Origin of the sequence: Rhodovulum tesquicola (assembly GCF_024128855.1) — a bacterium.
Lineage (GTDB): Bacteria > Pseudomonadota > Alphaproteobacteria > Rhodobacterales > Rhodobacteraceae > Rhodovulum > Rhodovulum tesquicola.
This window is the reverse complement of record NZ_JAMYDV010000002.1, coordinates 278792-296084: the sequence shown is the minus strand read 5'-3', so window position 1 is coordinate 296084 and position 17293 is coordinate 278792. Positions and strand designations below refer to the sequence as shown.

Sequence of the window (17293 nt, the reverse complement as noted above, 5' to 3'; positions counted from 1 at the left end):
GAAGAAGGCGGGGTAACCGCCTTCTATCCCTTGGTATTCCTGTCCTGAACGGGGCGGGGATCAGGCCCGGGCCGACAGCCCGCCCTCGATCACCCTCAGCGCCGGGCGGCCGGTCGTGGCAACCGGACGATCGGTCTCGGCCGCACCCAGAATGCGGAAGCGGCGCGGCGCGCGGCCGGGCTTGCCGACCGTGGCAAAGGCACCCAGCGTCCGGCGCGGCGCGCCGGCCTCGTCGCGCAGCGGCAAAAGCACGATGCCGCCATAAAGCGCGGGCTGGCCGAAACGGGGCGGCGCGAACAGGCTGATCCTTGCGGGTCCGGCCATGTTCGCCAGCCCTTCGGCGATCACCTGCTCCAGATGGGGGCGGGAATCAGGCAGGATCAAGGCAGAGAGCGGCATCCCGCGCATGTCCATCCCCATGACATCGCTCAGGTGCTGACCCGTCAGCCGCAGGCGCAGATGGCGCGGCGTGATCGCCTCGGCGATGAAGCAGTTCGACAGCGCCCGGGAAAAGCCGCGCGGGTCCAGTTCGGCCCGGCTCGGCGGGATGCCGTTTTTCTCGGTCAGCCCACGCCAATAGGCCTCGATCTCGTCCAGCGCGGCTAGGCCGCCCCCCGCGCGATACCCTGCCAGCGCGATCACAGCGGCCCTCAGGCTCTTGTCGTTCTCGGACATCTCGTTACCACCCCGGTCACACCAACCATGGCTGTCCGAAACGCCCCTCCCTGGCCGCCGTTGTCGGCCAGCGTGGGACATGCTAGTGCGGATCAGCCCCCATGGGCCAAAGATTGCCACAAAAAAGCCACGAGTGAGAGGGGAGTCTTCACCAATGGTTAACGAAGATGCCTGACTCGATGACCGCCTTCGCGGCGCGGGGCGGACAGGGGCACGGCCATGGCTGGACCTGGGAATTGCGCAGCGTCAACGGCAAGGGGCTGGACCTGCGGCTGCGGCTGCCCGACTGGCTGCCGGGGCTGGAACAGGCGGCACGCGCGGCAGTTCAGGGGCGGATCGCGCGAGGCAGCGTGACGCTGGGGCTGAAGGTCCAGCGCGAGGCGACGGGGGCGGGGACGGCGATGATCGACGCGCGGGCGCTCAACGCGGCGCTTGTCATGCTGAAGAAGGTCGAGGCCGCGGCGGCCGAACACAATCTGCGCCTTGCGGTGCCCAGCGCGGCCGACATCCTGACATTGCGCGGCGTGGCGGACACGGCGCTGCCCGAGGCCGAGACCGAGGCGCTGACCGCCGCGCTTCTGGCCGATCTGGACAGGCTGATCGACGACTTCACCGCGATGCGCGCCGCCGAGGGCGCGGCGCTCGAGGCGCTTCTGCGCGATCATCTTGCCCAGATCGCCGATCTGGTCGAGGACGCAGCCCGGGCCGCCGAGGCGCGGCGCGAGCACATGGCCGAATCGCTGCGCGCGAACCTCGCCCGGGTGCTGGACAATTCCGAGGGCGCCGACCCGGACCGGGTGGCGCAGGAACTGGCGATGATCGCGGTCAAATCCGACGTGCGCGAGGAAATGGACCGGCTTTCGGCCCATGTCGAGGCGGCGCGCGCGCTGCTGGATGCGGATGGCCCCATCGGACGCAAGCTCGACTTCCTGATGCAGGAATTCAACCGCGAGGCCAACACGCTCTGTTCCAAGTCGCAATCCACGCCGCTGACCCGCATCGGGCTTGACCTCAAGCATGTGATCGACCAGATGCGCGAGCAGGTTCAGAACGTGGAGTAGGGCATGGGGGCGCGGCGGGGTCTTCTCATAATCCTGTCCTCGCCGTCCGGCGCAGGCAAGTCCACGCTGGCGCGGCGGTTGCGCGACTGGGACAGGGATATCCTGTTCTCGGTCTCGGCCACCACCAGACCGCCGCGGCCGGGCGAGGAGGAGGGCCAGGACTATCATTTCCTGAGCGAGCCCGCCTTCAAGGCCGAGGTGTCGAAGGGCGCGATGCTGGAACATGCCTATGTCTTCGGCAATTTCTACGGTTCGCCCGAGGCGCCGGTGCGCGCCGCCATCGAGGCGGGGCGCGATGTGCTGTTCGATATCGACTGGCAGGGCGCACAGCAGATCCGCAACTCGGCCCTGGGCCAGCACACGCTGTCGATCTTCCTTCTGCCGCCCTCGATCGCGGAACTGCGCCGTCGACTGGAGAGCCGCGGGCAGGACAATGCCGAGACCATCGCGAAACGGATGCAGAAAAGCTGGGACGAGATCAGCCATTGGGACGGCTACGATTTCGTGCTGGTGAACGAAGATCTCGACGCGACCGAGGAAAAGCTGAAGACGATCCTGACCGCAACCCGCCTGCGCCGCAGCCAGCAGCCGGACCTGACGGCCCATGTCCGCGCGCTTCAGGCCGAATTCGAGGCCCTGCCATGACGCTTTACGCCCTTGACGGCATCCTGCCCACGCTTCCCGAGGACGGCGATTTCTGGGTCGCCCCCGATGCCAACGTGATCGGCAAGGTGATCCTGGGGCAGGGCGCCTCGGTCTGGTTCGGCGCCACGCTGAGGGGCGACAACGAACCGATCACGGTGGGGGCAGGGAGCAACATCCAGGAAAACACGGTCTGCCACACCGACATGGGTTTTCCGCTGGTGATCGGCGAAGGCTGCACCATCGGGCACAAGGCGATGCTGCATGGCTGCACCATCGGCAACAATACCCTGATCGGCATGGGTGCCACGGTGCTGAACGGGGCGGTGATCGGCGACAATTGCCTGATCGGGGCCTGCGCGCTGGTCACCGAGGGCAAGGAAATCCCCGATGGCAGCCTCGTGATGGGCAGCCCCGCCAAGGTGGTGCGCCAGCTCGACGCGGCCGCGATCGAGGGGCTGCGCAGGTCCGCGCGCAACTACCAGGCCGCCATGCGACGTTTTCGCGGCGGTTTGACGGCGCATCAAGAGGGATGACCCGCCAGGCGGTCCGAAGGCTAGATCCGCGCGCGCGGGATCAACTCGACCGTCAGGCCCGGGCAAAGCTGTTCGATCTCGCGGCGGATCATGTGCGGCGCGGGCAGGGCAGGTGTGACGACGACATAACGCCCGCGATAGCCGGCAAGCTCCAGTTGCGCTGCCAGATCAAGCGCGTCGAAATGATCGCTCACCAGCGGAGAAACCACATAATCGGCCCAGGGCACGCAAGCCAGCGCGGCGTGAAGCAGCGCATAGGGCAGTTTCTCGCAACGACCTGCGGCAAAGGGCATGCAATGCTCGGGGTGATCTTCCTGGTCGAAACCGACAAGCAAGGCCAAGGAGGGCGCGAGCGGTCTTGCGACCCACGCGTCCGTAAGAAGATGGCGTTGCTCCATGCATGCCGCTCCGCTGTGCGGCGCCATGGAGGCGCCTGTAATCAATCCTAAGTTGTCAACCTGCCTTTTCAGTCAGGTCTCAACTGTTTTTATATGGTCAATTCGAAGCAGAGGCAAATGCCTATGACAAGGAATCGCGGGTTCCGTTACGTCCGTTTACGATCAGCGACGCGAGGGAGCCGTACATGACCGCCGAACTTGCCCCGTCGATCATCGCGGGGGTGCCGCTTCCGGTGGTGTTGATCGATCGCAGCGAACGCGTGCAGGCAATGAATGCGCCCGCCACGCAGCTTTTCGGCGCGGCGGGTGCGGGGCGGCATTACATCACGGTCCTGCGCCAGCCCGCGCTGCTGGACTGCGTCGAAGAGGCGTTGCGCCTGCGCCAGTCTCGCAAGGTGCGCTACCTGACCACCGAGGTCGCACGCGAGGTCACCTACGAGGTTACCGCGAGCCCGCTGGGCCCCGATGGCGGTTCGGGCGTCGTTGTCGTCTTCACCGACGTCACCGAACGCGAGCAGATGGGCCAGATCCGACGCGATTTCGTGGCCAATGTCAGCCACGAGTTGAAGACGCCGCTGACCGCGCTGCTGGGCTTCATCGAGACACTTCAGGGGCCCGCACGGGACGATGCCGCGGCGCGTGGGCGCTTTCTCGAGATCATGGGACGCGAGGCGAAGCGGATGAACCGGCTGGTCAGCGACCTTCTGTCGCTCAGCCGGGTCGAGGCCGAGGAGCGCATGCGTCCGGGCGCGCGGGTGGATGTCGCCGCGCTGTTGCGCAGTTCGGTTCAGACCCTGCGCCCGCTTGCCTCTGATTCGGGGGTCGAGATCGCCCTCGAAGGCGCGGACAGCCCGGTCCATGTGCTGGGTGATCCCGACCAGCTCACTCAAGTGTTCCACAACCTGATCGAGAACGGCATCAAATATGGCGGATCGGGTGGCAGCCTCGTGGTGCGCATGACGCAAAGCGAGCGCGAGCTGGCGTTCCGCGGCCCCGGCGTGCGGATCGACGTGATCGACCGTGGCGAAGGCTTCGATCCGGTGCATATCCCGCGGCTGACAGAACGGTTCTACCGGGTCGACAGCCACCGCTCGCGCGAGATGGGCGGAACGGGGCTGGGGCTTGCCATCGTCAAGCATATCGTGAACCGCCACCGCGGCCGGTTCCGGATCGAGAGCGTCGAGGGCGAAGGCAGCACCTTCACCGTCTTCCTGCCGGTCGGCTGACCGGCGCCCGGGGGGCAGGAAGCCATCGCGGCGTCCCAAGCCCACATATCCAAGGCCGATAATCAGTATTATGTAACGTAAATCTGTTGCCGATATCTTTCGACACTCGGTCCCAACAGATAGGTCTGCCGAGCATATTCAAATTGAAATCAGTTGCCTGTCTCGCAATCTTCACGTCGACCGCGCCCCCCCCCGATTGCGGCGTGCCCCGCCGTCATCGTCGCGACGAATAAAGCACCACCGCAGCGGCGCCGAACTGGCGAGCCGGCATGTGGCATGCGCGGCGACAGGCGCTGCCTCTCGACATGCCGGGGAAGCCTGGCGTAAACATCTGGATCGTCCGGGGATTGCGGCGCCCGGCGGTTCTGGCGGATCATCTCGGCTACCTTGATCCGCGAACCCCGAGTTTCCGCGTTCTCGCATTCACGGAGGTGCCATGCCACTCGAGCATCTCAAGACCATCGTCGCGGCGCAGACCGTGGAAGAGTTGTGGGCGCACCACACGCAACGGATGGCGGCCTACGGGTTTGACCGGCTGATCTACGGGTTCACACGGTTCCGTACGGCCAATTCGCTCGGCGACCGGGACGATCTTCTGGTGCTGTCCAATCTCAGACCCGACTATACCCGCGCCTTCGTCGACCAGGAGATGTATCGCAACGCGCCCATGGTGCGCTGGGCGGCCGAGAACGAGGGGGTTTGCAGTTGGCGCGAACTGTGCGAACGCCGGGCGCGCGGGGAACTGACCCCGGAAGAGGAACGCACGCTGGAATTCAACCGGTCGATGGGCATCGTGGCGGGATATTCCATCGCGTTTCGGGACATCTCGATGCGCGCCAAGGGGGCGATCGGGCTGGTGGCGCGCGAGGGTCTGACGCAGGACGACGTGGATGCCGTCTGGGCCGAACATGGTGACGAGATCTTCCTGATGAACGAGGTGATGCATCTCAAGGTCCAGAACCTGCCCTATCTCTCGACCCGCCCGCCATTGACACCGCGTCAGCGCGAGGTGCTGGAATGGGTGGGCGACGGCAAGACGGCGCAGGACATCGCGACGATTCTGGGCGTGACGCCGGCAACGGTGGAAAAGCACCTGCGCCTTGCGCGTGACGCGCTGGACGTCGAGACGACGGCGCAGGCGGTGCTGAAAGCATGGTTCCAGAACCAGATCTTCAGCACGCGCGGGTGATGCCGTCCTGATTCGATCCGGCCAATGCGCAAGCTGCGCATGCTGCAGGTAAGGATTCCCCCACTACCGACACGGTGCGTGAATCGGCGACTATCCGCTCGTTCCGTGAGTGGTGGCCTTGGGCCAAGGAACTGAAGGGCTGAAGCGACCTCGCGATTTCGATGGTGCTACGCCCCCCGGGAGACCGGGACGAGCACGTTGCGACCTATACTCGGTCGAATCGTGTCAGCCACTTCGCGCGGTTCGTCCTCTTCGAGGGGGGATCGGTGGGAAGTACGGGGGCGGTGCGGCCAAGGGGTGGTCGTACCGCCTTTGCCTTTCTCGGCAGTCGACGGAACGACCGGGCGCATCCCGGTTCGTGCCTGCCTTGCCGGCCGCCAATCGGGTCGGATCCGAAACGGAAAGGGGGCGGTCAGACCCCTGCCCGACCGCCCCCTGCCCTGTGCCTGTCCCTGGTCGGGCTGCGATCAGCCCTGGACCGCCTTGGCGACCTCGGCGGCGAAGTCTTCCTCGACCTTTTCGATGCCCTCGCCGACCTCAAGCCGGACGAAACCGGTGATCGTGGCGCCAGCCTCGGCAGCGGCCGCCTCGACGGTCAGGTCGGGATTCATCACGAAGGCCTGACCCAGAAGCGTGACCTCGGACAGGTACTTCTTCATCCGCCCCTCGATCATCTTCTCGATCACCGCATCGGGCTTGCCGCTTTCGCGGGCGATGTCGATCTGGACCTGGCGTTCCTTCTCGACCAGCGCGGGGTCGAGATCCGCCGCGCCCAGCGAGGCGGGGTTCGCAGCGGCAACGTGCATTGCGACCTGCTTGCCGAACGCCTCGTCGCCACCGGTCATCGCCACCAGAACACCGATCTTGCCCATGCCGGGCGTGGCGGCGTTGTGGACATAGCTGACCACGGTCTCGCCCTCGATGCAGGCCATGCGGCGCAGCGTCATGTTCTCGCCGATGGTGGCGATCTTGTCGGTCAGCGTGTCGGCGACCGACTTGCCGCCCAGATCGGCGGCCATCAGCGCGTCCAGATCGGCCGCGCCCATCGCCGCCTTGGCGATGCCCGCCACCATGGCCTGGAACTCGGCGTTCTTGGCCACGAAATCGGTCTCCGAGTTCACCTCGACGGCGACGCCCTTGCCGCCCGTGACCTCGACGGCCACCAGGCCCTCGGCAGCGGTGCGGCCGGATTTCTTGGCGGCCTTGGCCAGCCCCTTGGTGCGCAGCCAGTCGATGGCCGCTTCCATGTCGCCCTCGGTTTCGGTCAGCGCCTTCTTGGCGTCCATCATGCCCGCGCCGGTCCTGTCGCGCAGATCTTTCACCATGCTAGCCGTGATTGCCATGGCTCGGCTCTCCTCGATTGTCGAATAAGGTTCCGGGCGCGGCGATATCCGCGCCCGGTATCAATCCCGTGACAGGCCGGGCTCAGGCCCCGGCGGTCTCTTCGGCGGGTTGTTCCGTGGCCTCGGCCAGCAGTTCCTCGGCCGGCGCCTCGTCCAGCGCGCCGATATCGACGCCTGCGGCATCCATCTGCGCAGACATGCCGTCCAGCGCCGCACGGGCGGCCAGATCGCAGTACAGCTGGATCGCGCGGGCGGCGTCGTCATTGCCGGGGATCACATAATCCACGCCGTTGGGCGAGCAGTTGGTGTCGACCACCGCCACCACCGGGATGCCCAGCTTGCGGGCTTCGAGGATGGCCAGGTCTTCCTTGTTGACGTCGATGATGAACAGCAGGTCCGGCAGGCCGCCCATTTCGCGGATGCCACCAAGCGAGGCCTGCAGCTTGGCCTGCTCGCGTTCCATCCCGAGCCGTTCCTTCTTGGTCAGGCCCTCGGCGCCCATCGCCATCTGCTCGTCGATCTCGTTCAGACGCTTGATCGATTGCGACACGGTCTTCCAGTTGGTCAGCGTGCCGCCCAGCCAGCGATGGTTCATGTAGTATTGCGCGCAGCGTTCGGCGGCGTCCGCGACCGGCTTCTGCGCCTGCCGCTTGGTGCCGACGAAGAGAATGCGGCCACCCTTGGCAACGGTCTCGCGGATGACGTTCAGCGCGGCGTCCAGCATCGGGACGGTCTGCGTCAGGTCGATGATGTGGATGCCGTTGCGGTCGCCATAGATATATTCGGCCATGCGCGGATTCCACCGCTGGGTCTGGTGGCCGAAATGAACGCCAGCTTCGAGAAGCTGACGCATCGAGAAATCGGGAAGCGCCATGTCGTGTTCCTTTCCGGTTTGCGCCTGGGCGGGGCATTAAGGGCAGATGCCCAACCGGCGGACCGCAAGCGGGATGTCTCCCCGCAAGGGCCCAACCCCGCCTGTGAAGTGGCGCGCGCATAACGCGTTTCGTCCGGGCATGCAAGCCCCGGCTGCGGACTTGTCTCGACGCAACGGCTGTTCCAGAGTGTCGCGATGATGCCATGCCCGACCCGCTCGCGGGACGCGGTGGCGCCAGACCCTGTGTCCGGATGACCGCGCCGCCGCTCGTCTTCTCGCCCGAGGTTGCCGCCGCGCAGGCGGCGGGTGCGCCCGTCGTCGCGCTGGAAAGCACCATCGTCACCCATGGCATGCCCTGGCCCCGCAACCTCGAAACCGCGCGCGCGGTCGAGGACGAGCTGCGCGCAGGCGGTGCCGTGCCTGACACCATCGCCGTGATGGGCGGCGCGATCCGGGTGGGGCTGGCCCCGGACGAGCTGGCCGGGCTGGCCCGCGCCGGGCAGGTGGCCAAGCTCAGCCGCGCCGATCTGGCCGTGGCGCTGGCCCGGGGGCAGACCGGGGCCACGACCGTTGCGGCGACCATGATCTGCGCCCATCTGGCCGGGATCGCGGTCTTCGCCACGGGCGGGATCGGCGGGGTGCATCGCGGCGCCGAGACCAGTTTCGACATCTCGGCCGACCTTCGCGAACTGGCCCTGACGCCCGTCACGGTCGTCGCCGCCGGGGCGAAGGCGATCCTTGATCTGCCCAAGACGCTTGAGGTGCTGGAAACCCTGGGCGTGCCGGTGATCGGCTATCGCAGCGACGACTTCCCGGCCTTCTGGTCGCGCAGTTCCGGCCTGCGGGCGCCGCTGCGGATGGACAGCCCGGCCGAGATCGCCGCCGCCCACCGGATGCGCGCGCGGCTGGGCCTGCCCGGCGGGCAGCTTGTCGCCAACCCGATCCCCGAGGCCGACGAGATCCCGCTGGACGAGATTTCCCCCGTGATCGAGCGCGCCCTGGCCGACACCGCAAATGTCTCGGCCAAGGCGGTGACGCCCGCATTGCTCGCCCGGATCCTGGAGTTGACCGGGGGCCGCTCGCTTGACGCGAATGTCGCGCTGGTGCGCAACAATGCCCGGCTGGCCGCCGCCATCGCCCGCGCCCTGGCCTGACCTCGCACCGCCGATCCGGGCAGCACCCTGCCCCGCAAAGTGCAGGAAGGGCGTGATCGGCGCGGGAACGAGCCGGGCGGCCGCCCCCGCTATTGCACAGCGACCGGCCCGCGCCTAGCTAAGGGCATCAGCGGGGGCGCCAGCCATGTTCGAGAAAGACGACCAGCACCAGACGGATCCGCAGGACGGACATGGCCGCCATATCGGGCGGTCTCTCTTCGCGCGGCTCAGGAACAACTTTCTAGCCGGTCTGGTTGTGATCGCCCCGGTCGGCCTGACCGTCTGGCTGATCTGGACGGTCACCGGCTGGATCGACGGGTTTGTGCTGCCGCTGGTGCCGAACCAGTTCAAGCCCGAACAGTATATCGGCATCGACATCCGCGGCCTTGGGGTCATCTTCTTTCTTCTGTTCACCCTGCTTGTCGGCTGGACCGCCAAGGGTCTGATCGGGCGGTCCTTCATCGGCTGGGGCGAGCGGCTGGTGGGCCGGATGCCCATCGTCCGCTCGATCTATAACGGGCTCAAGCAGATCGCCGAGACGGTTTTTGCCCAGTCCGAGGCCAGTTTCGACCGGGCGGTTCTGATCGAATACCCGCGCAAGGGCCTGTGGGCGGTGGCCTTCGTGTCGACGCGCGCGCGCGGCGAGATCAACCGTCGCATCCCGCAGGACGAGCAGATGCTGGCCGTGTTCCTGCCCACCACGCCGAACCCGACCTCGGGCTTTCTGCTGTTCGTGCCGCAAGGCGATGTGATCGAACTGGAGATGTCCGTGGAAGAGGCCGCCAAGCTCATCATCTCGGCCGGGCTGGTGTCACCCGAGGAACGTCCCCTGCCCGTTCCCGAACCGCTGCAGGAAATCGCGCAGCGCCAGAAGATCGGCGCGTGATCCCGCGTGAGCGGCGCCGCGCTGACCGGTTTCGCCACCTCGCTGTCGCTGATCCTTGCGATCGGGGCACAGAATGCCTTCGTGCTGCGCCAGGGGGTGATGCGGAGGCATGTCTTCGCACTCTGCCTGTTCTGCGCGGCCTCGGACGCCGTGCTGATCGCGGCGGGGGTGGCGGGGTTCGGCAGGATGTCGGCGGCCGCGCCCTGGCTGCCGGTGGCGATGACGCTGGGCGGGGCGGCCTTCCTTGTGGTCTATGGCGCGCTTCGGCTGCGTGCGGCGATCCGCGGCGGGCATGCGCTGGCGGCCGCGGGCCGTGGCGGATCGGTCTGGGCGGTGCTGGGCACGGCCGCGGCGCTGACCTGGCTGAACCCGCATGTCTATCTCGACACGCTGGCGCTGATCGGGGCGGTCTCGACCCGGTTCGCGCCCGGCGATGAACGGCTGGCCTTCGGGCTCGGGGCGGTCGCGGCGTCTTTCGTGTTCTTCTTCACGCTGGGCTACGGGGCGCGGCTGCTGGCGCCGCTGATGGCCAGCCCGCGCGCCTGGCGGCTGCTCGATCTGGGGATCGCGCTGGTGATGTGGGCGATTGCCGCGGGGCTGCTCGCGGGGCTGTAGACCGCGCGGCCCGCCTCAGTCGCAAAGCCGGTGCAGATCGACGCTGCTTTCCTGCCCGATCCGCGGCCCGGCCTCGGCCAGGAATCGGTCCGCCGCCGCGCGGCCCGCACGCTTCAACTCGTCCAGCACAAGCGGGCTGGGCACCAGCTTGGTCGCCACGTTCAACTGCCGCATCAGCGCGTCGTCCGATACCATGTGGATGCGGATCTCCTTCATCGTGCCGCGTTCCAGCCGCCCCTGGTCGATCAGGTCACGCACCTGCTGGATCGCGCGCAGCTCGCCCAGAAGCGAGGCGTTGAAGCTGATCTCGTTGATCCGGTTCTGGATCTCCTGCCCCGTGACCGGCACCCTGGCGCGTTCCAGCGGGTTGATCGAGACCACGACGACATCGCCGGGCAGATCGGGCGCGAGAAAGGGAAACAGCGCCGGATTGCCGGTATAGCCGCCATCCCAATAGGCATCCGTCTCGCCCGTCTCGGGGTCGGTCACCTCGACCGCCTGGAACAGCGTGGGCAGGCAGGCCGAGGCAAGGATCGCGTCGGTGGTGATCGCGCGGCCCTCGAAGACCCGGATCTTGCCGGTGCGCACATTGGTCGCCCCGACGAAGAAGGCGGGCGGGCGGCCGGGCAGCGCAGACGCGATCGAAGTCGAACCGCTCGACGATCCGGCGCAGCGGGTTGCGGTAGAACGGGCCATAGGCATAGGGGCCGACCATGCGGCTGGCCATGTCGCCCAGCGACCAGGGAATTGCTGCGTCCAGCATCCGCGCCACGGTGCCCGCGCCGGGGGTAAAGGCCGCCATCCAATGCGTCAGCCGCAGATCGCCCACCGCGCCGACCTGCGTCCAGAGCCAGTCGAGATTCTCGCGCGCCGCTTGCGGCCCGCCCGCCACCAGGCCGGCCTTCAGCGCCGCCCCGTTCAGCGCGCCCGCCGAACTGCCCGAGATTGCCGCGATCTCGATCCCGGGTTCATCCAGCAGCCGGTCCAGCACGCCCCAGGTAAAGGCGCCATGCGCGCCCCCGCCCTGCAAGGCCAGATTGATGCGCAGGGGCGTCATGGCCGCTGGCCCGGGCATCCGTTCACAGCGCGGTCCAGCCGCCATCGACGCTGATGGTCGTGCCGGTGATCTGGGCCGCCGCCTCGGAACACAGGAAGACCGTCGTCCCCCCGAGTTGCTCGACCGTGGCGAACTGCCTGGAGGGCTGGCGCGCCAGCATCACCTCGCGGATCACGGTCTCGCGGTCCATGCCATGCGCCTTCATCTGGTCGGGGATCTGCGCCTCGACCAGCGGGGTCAGCACATAGCCCGGGCAGATCGCGTTGCAGGTGATCGCTTCCTCGGCGGTTTCCAGCGCGACGGTCTTGGTCAGCCCGACCACCCCATGCTTGGCCGCGACATAGGCGGATTTGTAGGGGCTGGCCGTCAGCCCATGCGCCGAGGCGATGTTGACGATCCGCCCCCAGCCCGCCGCGCGCATCATCGGCAGCGCGGCAGCCGTGGTGTGGAACGCGGAGGACAGGTTGATCGCGATGATCGCGTCCCATTTCTCGACCGGGAACTGATCCACCGGCGCGACATGCTGGATCCCGGCATTGTTCACCAGGATATCGCAGGCGCCTGCCTCGGCGATCAGCCCGCGGCAGGCGTCGGCGCTGGACAGATCGGCCTTGATGTAGCGCACCCGGACCCCATGCTCCTGCGCCATGTCGGCGGCCAGCGCATGATCCTCTGCGCGGTCGGTGAACGAGTTCAGCACCACATTCGCACCCGCTCGGGCCAGTTCCTGTGCGATGCCAAGCCCGATGCCCGAGTTCGAGCCGGTCACGATGGCGGTCTTTCCGGAAAGCGTCATTTGGGTCCCTCGCAATGTCTCGAAACGGTTGCCAAGGAGCCTACATCCCGCCGCGGCGCGGCGAAAGCGCCGCGGGCGCGCGCGACGACGAAAAAAAGACGCCCGCACAGGGCGGGCGTCAAGTTATTGAGGCAGGTTTCATACAGGCAAGAAACCTATCGAGCAGTAACCTCTGTATACGCAATCCCCCGCCGGCGGCCAAGCTAAAAGTTTGAAAAATCGGGCGCTCATCCCTAAGCTGGCCCCCAAGAATACAAGGCACCGGGCAGGAATGTTGCCGAGATGAGACAGAAGAATCCCCTCCGCGCGCCGCTCGCGGTGGCTGCGGCGATGCTGCTTGGCGCAGCCGGATTCGGGCAGGCCGAACCCGCCCATGGCATCGCTATGTATGGCCAGCCCGCGCTGGCACCGGATTTTGTGTCGCTGCCCTATGTGAACCCAGATGCGCCCCGGGGCGGGCGCATCGTGCTGGGCGAACTGGGCGGCTTTGACAGCCTCAATCCGTTCATCCTGAAGGGCAACGCCCCCTGGGCGCTGCGCAGCCTCGGCTACGAGACCCTGATGGGCCGGTCCTGGGACGAACCCTTCACGCTTTACGGGCTTCTGGCCGAATCGGTCGAGACCGGAGAGGCCCGCGACTGGGTCGAGTTCACCCTGCGCGAAGGCGCGCGCTTCTCGGATGGCAGCCCGGTCACGGTCGAGGATGTGCTGTGGTCGTTCAGGGTGCTGGGCGAACAGGGCCACCCGCGCTACCGCAGCGCCTGGGAAAAGGTCGCGACGGCCGAGGCGACGGGACCGCGCAGCCTGCGCTTCACCTTTACCACCGCCGACCGCGAATTGCCGCTGATCCTGGGCCTGCGCCCGGTGCTGAAAAAGGCGCAATGGGAGGGGCGCGATTTCGCGCAAAGCGGGCTGGAGGCGCCGATCGGGTCCGGGCCCTATGTCATCGCGGGGTTCGAGCCGGGCCGGTTCGTCCTGTTGCGCCGGAACCCCGACTGGTGGGGGCGCGATCTGGCGCTGAACCGGGGCCAGCACAATTTCGACGAGATCCGTATCGAGTTCTACGCCGATGCGGGCGTGCTGTTCGAGGCGTTCCGGGGCGGCGCGGTCGACATCTATCGCGAATCGAGCGCGGCGCGCTGGCAAAGCGCCTATGACTTCCCCGCCATCGCCACGGGGCGGATCGTGAAATCCGAGATCCCGCATGCCCGCCCCACCGGCATCAGCGGGCTGGTGATGAATGGCCGCCGCCCGGTCTTTGCCGACTGGCGGGTGCGCGACGCGATGCTGCATGCCTTCGATTTCGAGTTCATCAATGGCGTGCTGACCGGCGGCACCCAGCCGCGCATCGCGTCCTATTTCTCGAATTCCGAGCTTGGCATGGGACCGGGCCCCGCCGAGGGCCGCGTGCGCGCGTTGCTGGCGCCCTTTGCCGACGAGCTGCTGCCCGGCGCGCTCGAGGGCTATGCGCTGCCCGTCTCGGACGGGCGGCCCTCGAACCGGCAGAACCTGCGCATGGCCTTTGCCCGGCTGGAGGAGGCGGGCTGGCGCGTGGGCGATGACGGGGTGCTGCGCGATGCCGACGGCCGGCCCTTCACCTTCGAGATCCTCTTGCGCCAGGGCGCGGCCGAGAGCCAGAAGATCGTCGACATCTTGGCCGAGGGGCTGAAGCGGCTGGGCATTGCGGTGCGCATCAGCACGGTTGACAACGCGCAATATACCGAACGCACCGATGCCTATGATTTCGACATGGCGTTCTACGCGGTCGGGCTGTCGCTGTCGCCCGGCAACGAACAGCGGCTTTACTGGGGGGCGGAGGGGGTCACGCGGCCCGGCACGCGCAACTGGATGGGGCTGGCCAGCCCCGCCGCCGAGGCGATGATCGAGGCGCTGCTGACATCGGAAACGCATGAGGAATTCGTCGCGGCGACCCGCGCGCTTGACCGGGTTCTGACGACCGGGCGGCATGTGATCCCGGTCTGGTATGCGCCCAGTTCGCTGATTGCCCACCGCGCCACGCTGCGCTATCCGGAAACGATACCGATATACGGGGATTGGATCGGTTTTCTCCCCGATATCTGGTGGTCCGAGAGGGAGTGATCCATGACCCGAACGCTTCTGATGCTGGGCCTGCTGGCCCTTGCGGGCTGCGGAACCGTCGAAGGGATCGGCGAGGACATCTCGGCCGGGGCCCGCGCGGTGCGCAACGTGTTCTGATCCCGCCCGCCGTCGCGTTCCCCGCCCTTGCAACCGCAAGGCAGCGGGTCTAGCACGCAGCCCATGCGAGCGATCTATGACGAGGGCGCCCCGCCGCCCTGCCCCACCCCGTTCAACCTGGCCGCCCATGTACTGGCCCCGGCCGCCTGCACGCCCGAGAAGGTCGCGCTGGCCGTGATCGGCCCCCATGGCGCCGAACGCTGGAGCTATGCCCGGCTCGAGGCCGCCGTCCTGGGGCTGGCGGCGGGGCTTGCCGGGATGGGGCTTGAGCCCGGCGCGCGGGTGCTCTTGCGGCTGGGCAACGGGGTCGAGTTTCCCATCGGTTTCCTGGGCGCGATCGCCGCGGGGCTGGTGCCGGTGCCGACCTCGGCGCTGCTGACCACGCTCGAGATCACGAAACTTGCCGCCGAGATCGAGCCCGCCGTGATCCTGGCCGGTCCGGGCGTTGCCCTGCCCGCCGATTGCGCCGCGCCGGTGCTGGACCTCGACGCGCAGCGCGCCCTGCACGAACACGCCCCAGCGGGCTATGCGATGGGCGATCCCGACCGGCCGGCCTATGTGGTTTATACCTCGGGCACCTCGGGCAATCCGCGCGGCGTGATCCATGCCCATCGCGCGGTCTGGGCGCGGCGGATGATGTGGGAGGGCTGGTATGGCCTGACGCCCGAGGACCGGCTGCTGCATGCGGGCGCCTTCAACTGGACCTATACGCTGGGCACCGGGTTGCTCGATCCCTGGTCCATCGGCGCGACCGCCCTGATCCCCGCGCCGGGCGTGCGGCCCGCGCAATTGCCGCTGCTTCTGAAACGCTTCGACGCGACGATCTTTGCCGCCGCGCCCGGGGTCTATCGCCAGATGCTGCGCGACTATCCCCATCTGGTGCTGCCCCGGCTGCGCCACGGGCTGTCGGCGGGCGAGAAGATGCCCGAGGCCACCCGCGCCGCCTGGGCCGAGACCACCGGCACCTTCGTCTACGAGGCGCTGGGCATGTCGGAATGCTCCACCTTCGTCTCGGGCAGCCCCGCCCGCCCCGCGCCGCTGCCCTCCTCGGGCTATCCGCAGCCGGGCCGCCGGGTCGCGGTGCTGGGTCCGGACCTCGAACCCGTCCAGCGCGGCGAGCCGGGGCAACTGGCCGTCTCGCGCCGTGATCCGGGGCTGATGCTGGGCTATCTCAAGGCCGAGGCCGAAACCGCGACGCGGTTCCATGGCGAATGGTTCCTGACCGGCGACATGGTGGAAATGGCCGAGGATGGCGCGATCACCTATCTGGGCCGCGACGACGACATGCTGAACGCGGGCGGCGTGCGCGTCTCGCCATTGGAGGTGGAACGCGCGCTTATGGAACACCCCGCGATCCACGAGGTCGCCGCGACCGAAATCGCGATCAGGGCCGATACCACAATCATCGCCGCCTTTTACACCGGCGAGGCGCAGCCCGAGGACCGGCTTGCCGCCTTTGCCGCCGAACGGCTGGCCCGTTACAAGCAGCCGCGGCTTTACATCCACATGGACGAGTTGCCGAAGAACCCGAACGGCAAGCTGAACCGCCGCCGGGTCCGCGCATCCTACGAGGCTGGCCATGGTCCGGCTTGATATCTTCGCCGACCCGATCTGTCCCTGGTGCCTGATCGGCAAGCGGCTGCTGGATGCCGCGCTGGACGCCCGGCCCGACCACCCGTTCGAGATCGTCTGGCAGCCCTTCCAGTTGAACCCCGGCATGCCGCGCGCGGGCATGGACCGGCGCGCCTATCTCGAAGCCAAGTTCGGCGGCCAGATCGAGGCCGCCCGCGCCTATGTCGAGATCGACGACAAGGCCCGCGCGGCGGGGATCGAACCGAACCTCGCGGCGATCACCCGCACGCCCAATACGCTGGACGCGCAGCGGCTGATCCACTGGGCGGGGCTTGAGGGGTGCCAGACCGCGCTGGTCCAGGCGCTGTTCGACGCCTATTTCCTGGAAGGCCGCGATATCGGCTCGCCCGGCGTTCTGGCTGCGATTGCCGGGGCCGTCGGGATGGACCGGGGCGTGGTCGCGCGGCTTCTGGCCTCGGATGCCGATGCGGATGCGATCCGCGCCCGCGACGCCCATGCCCGCGCCCGCGGCGTGAGCGGCGTGCCGACCTTCATCGTGGCAGACCGCCACGTTCTGGTGGGTGCGCAGCCCACAGCGCTGTGGGAACAGGTCATCGCGGAACTGGCGGGCGATCCGGCAAAAGCGCGGCTTCAGTAATCCTCGGCCTTCAGGATCGCCTTGCCCTCGTCAAGCGACACATATTTCACCGCAAGCAGCGGCATCTCCTCGTCATAGGAGAAGACGAAGATGCTGGCGCTGTGATCGGTCTCGGCATAGCGGCAGAACACCGCCCCGGGATCGAATTCCTGGGGACATTCGGACAGATCCTCATGCGCCACGCTCATTTCGAAGACCTCGTAGGAAAGAACCCCCTTCTCGAGGTAGGAGATCCCGCTTCGCTGGGCGCCCGACACGCCGCTGGCGAGCGCCGATCCTGCGCCGATTGCGCCAACAAGTCCGGCGACCAGGGAAAGTGTGGAACGAGGTGACATGACGATTCTCCTGCTTGAGTTCATTCCTGATAAAAATAGTCTGGCTTTATCCGCTGGCG

At 67.4% G+C, this 17293-nt stretch carries 19 protein-coding genes and 1 pseudogene; 12 read left to right on the top strand and 8 right to left on the bottom strand.

Translation table 11 applies throughout. The features are described from left to right. Positions 1 to 60: 60 nt before the first annotated feature. Positions 61 to 675 (bottom strand): PAS domain-containing protein, encoded by a 615-nt coding sequence (locus tag NHN26_RS03955; RefSeq protein ID WP_253088219.1) that lies wholly within the window; start codon positions 673 to 675, stop codon positions 61 to 63. A gap of 167 nt (positions 676 to 842) precedes the next feature. On the opposite strand from NHN26_RS03955, the gene NHN26_RS03950 reads away from it, so the two are divergent. From NHN26_RS03950 to NHN26_RS03940, 3 genes are read left to right on the top strand one after another with little or no spacing between them, the layout of a single operon-like run. Beyond that, positions 843 to 1736 (top strand): YicC/YloC family endoribonuclease, encoded by an 894-nt coding sequence (locus NHN26_RS03950; protein WP_253088218.1) that lies wholly within the window; start codon positions 843 to 845, stop codon positions 1734 to 1736. Between the two features lie 3 nt (positions 1737 to 1739). Next, a complete protein-coding gene (gene gmk / locus NHN26_RS03945) occupies positions 1740 to 2381 on the top strand; it encodes a guanylate kinase (protein WP_253088217.1) in 642 nt (213 codons plus the stop codon). Further along, positions 2378 to 2914 carry a gamma carbonic anhydrase family protein gene (locus NHN26_RS03940; protein WP_253088216.1) on the top strand — a complete coding sequence of 179 codons (537 nt, stop codon included), beginning with the start codon at positions 2378 to 2380 and terminating at the stop codon, positions 2912 to 2914. Before gmk ends, NHN26_RS03940 begins: the two co-directional genes overlap by 4 nt. A gap of 20 nt (positions 2915 to 2934) precedes the next feature. Here NHN26_RS03940 and NHN26_RS03935 read toward each other — a convergent pair whose 3' ends face one another. Continuing rightward, complete coding sequence (locus NHN26_RS03935) at positions 2935 to 3255, bottom strand: hypothetical protein (RefSeq protein ID WP_253088215.1); 321 nt, start codon at positions 3253 to 3255, stop codon at positions 2935 to 2937. A gap of 242 nt (positions 3256 to 3497) precedes the next feature. Between NHN26_RS03935 and NHN26_RS03930 the strand changes: the two genes are divergently transcribed. After that, complete coding sequence (locus tag NHN26_RS03930; protein ID WP_253088214.1) at positions 3498 to 4538, top strand: ATP-binding protein; 1041 nt, start codon at positions 3498 to 3500, stop codon at positions 4536 to 4538. Positions 4539 to 4974: 436 nt separating this feature from the next. Further along, a complete protein-coding gene (locus NHN26_RS03925; protein WP_253088213.1) occupies positions 4975 to 5727 on the top strand; it encodes a LuxR family transcriptional regulator in 753 nt (250 codons plus the stop codon). A gap of 467 nt (positions 5728 to 6194) precedes the next feature. Here the strand turns inward: NHN26_RS03925 and tsf are convergent, their stop codons facing one another. Together tsf and rpsB are read right to left on the bottom strand one after the other, a co-directional pair. Then, positions 6195 to 7070, bottom strand: a complete 876-nt coding sequence (gene tsf, locus NHN26_RS03920; protein ID WP_253088212.1) for a translation elongation factor Ts — start codon at positions 7068 to 7070, stop codon at positions 6195 to 6197. Between the two features lie 82 nt (positions 7071 to 7152). Next, positions 7153 to 7944, bottom strand: coding sequence for a 30S ribosomal protein S2 (rpsB, locus tag NHN26_RS03915; protein WP_253088211.1), 792 nt, complete (start codon positions 7942 to 7944; stop codon positions 7153 to 7155). Positions 7945 to 8195: 251 nt separating this feature from the next. On the opposite strand from rpsB, the gene NHN26_RS03910 reads away from it, so the two are divergent. From NHN26_RS03910 to NHN26_RS03900, 3 genes are all read left to right on the top strand, one after another. Continuing rightward, positions 8196 to 9098: a pseudouridine-5'-phosphate glycosidase gene (locus tag NHN26_RS03910; RefSeq protein WP_253088210.1), complete on the top strand. Its 903-nt coding sequence runs from the start codon at positions 8196 to 8198 to the stop codon at positions 9096 to 9098. A 145-nt stretch (positions 9099 to 9243) separates the two neighbouring features. Continuing rightward, positions 9244 to 9984 carry a DUF502 domain-containing protein gene (locus NHN26_RS03905; protein ID WP_253088209.1) on the top strand — a complete coding sequence of 247 codons (741 nt, stop codon included), beginning with the start codon at positions 9244 to 9246 and terminating at the stop codon, positions 9982 to 9984. A 6-nt stretch (positions 9985 to 9990) separates the two neighbouring features. Further along, positions 9991 to 10599, top strand: a complete 609-nt coding sequence (locus NHN26_RS03900) for a LysE/ArgO family amino acid transporter (RefSeq protein WP_253088208.1) — start codon at positions 9991 to 9993, stop codon at positions 10597 to 10599. Between the two features lie 15 nt (positions 10600 to 10614). On the opposite strand, the gene NHN26_RS03895 is transcribed toward NHN26_RS03900, so the two are convergent. The 3 genes and pseudogenes from NHN26_RS03895 to NHN26_RS03890 form a co-directional block, all read right to left on the bottom strand. Next, a complete protein-coding gene (locus NHN26_RS03895; RefSeq protein WP_435594173.1) occupies positions 10615 to 11295 on the bottom strand; it encodes a patatin-like phospholipase family protein in 681 nt (226 codons plus the stop codon). Between the two features lie 214 nt (positions 11296 to 11509). Beyond that, a pseudogene (locus tag NHN26_RS17695) lies at positions 11510 to 11656 on the bottom strand (patatin-like phospholipase family protein); the annotation flags it as partial. Between the two features lie 22 nt (positions 11657 to 11678). Beyond that, complete coding sequence (locus NHN26_RS03890; protein ID WP_253088207.1) at positions 11679 to 12452, bottom strand: 3-hydroxybutyrate dehydrogenase; 774 nt, start codon at positions 12450 to 12452, stop codon at positions 11679 to 11681. Between the two features lie 282 nt (positions 12453 to 12734). Between NHN26_RS03890 and NHN26_RS03885 the strand changes: the two genes are divergently transcribed. The 4 genes from NHN26_RS03885 to NHN26_RS03870 all read left to right on the top strand — a co-directional run bounded on the left by NHN26_RS03885 (position 12735) and on the right by NHN26_RS03870 (position 16899). Beyond that, positions 12735 to 14552 (top strand): extracellular solute-binding protein, encoded by a 1818-nt coding sequence (locus tag NHN26_RS03885; protein WP_435594171.1) that lies wholly within the window; start codon positions 12735 to 12737, stop codon positions 14550 to 14552. Between the two features lie 3 nt (positions 14553 to 14555). Then, the gene (locus NHN26_RS03880; protein WP_253088206.1) at positions 14556 to 14669 is read left to right on the top strand and encodes an entericidin EcnA/B family protein; all 114 of its coding nucleotides are present in this window, start codon (positions 14556 to 14558) and stop codon (positions 14667 to 14669) included. Between the two features lie 63 nt (positions 14670 to 14732). Then, complete coding sequence (locus tag NHN26_RS03875; RefSeq protein WP_253088205.1) at positions 14733 to 16262, top strand: class I adenylate-forming enzyme family protein; 1530 nt, start codon at positions 14733 to 14735, stop codon at positions 16260 to 16262. Continuing rightward, positions 16249 to 16899 carry a DsbA family oxidoreductase gene (locus NHN26_RS03870; RefSeq protein ID WP_253088204.1) on the top strand — a complete coding sequence of 217 codons (651 nt, stop codon included), beginning with the start codon at positions 16249 to 16251 and terminating at the stop codon, positions 16897 to 16899. The genes NHN26_RS03875 and NHN26_RS03870 overlap by 14 nt, the downstream gene beginning before the upstream one ends. On the opposite strand, the gene NHN26_RS03865 is transcribed toward NHN26_RS03870, so the two are convergent. Beyond that, a complete protein-coding gene (locus tag NHN26_RS03865; RefSeq protein WP_253088203.1) occupies positions 16893 to 17234 on the bottom strand; it encodes a hypothetical protein in 342 nt (113 codons plus the stop codon). The genes NHN26_RS03870 and NHN26_RS03865 overlap by 7 nt on opposite strands. Between the last annotated feature and the right edge of the window lie 59 nt (positions 17235 to 17293).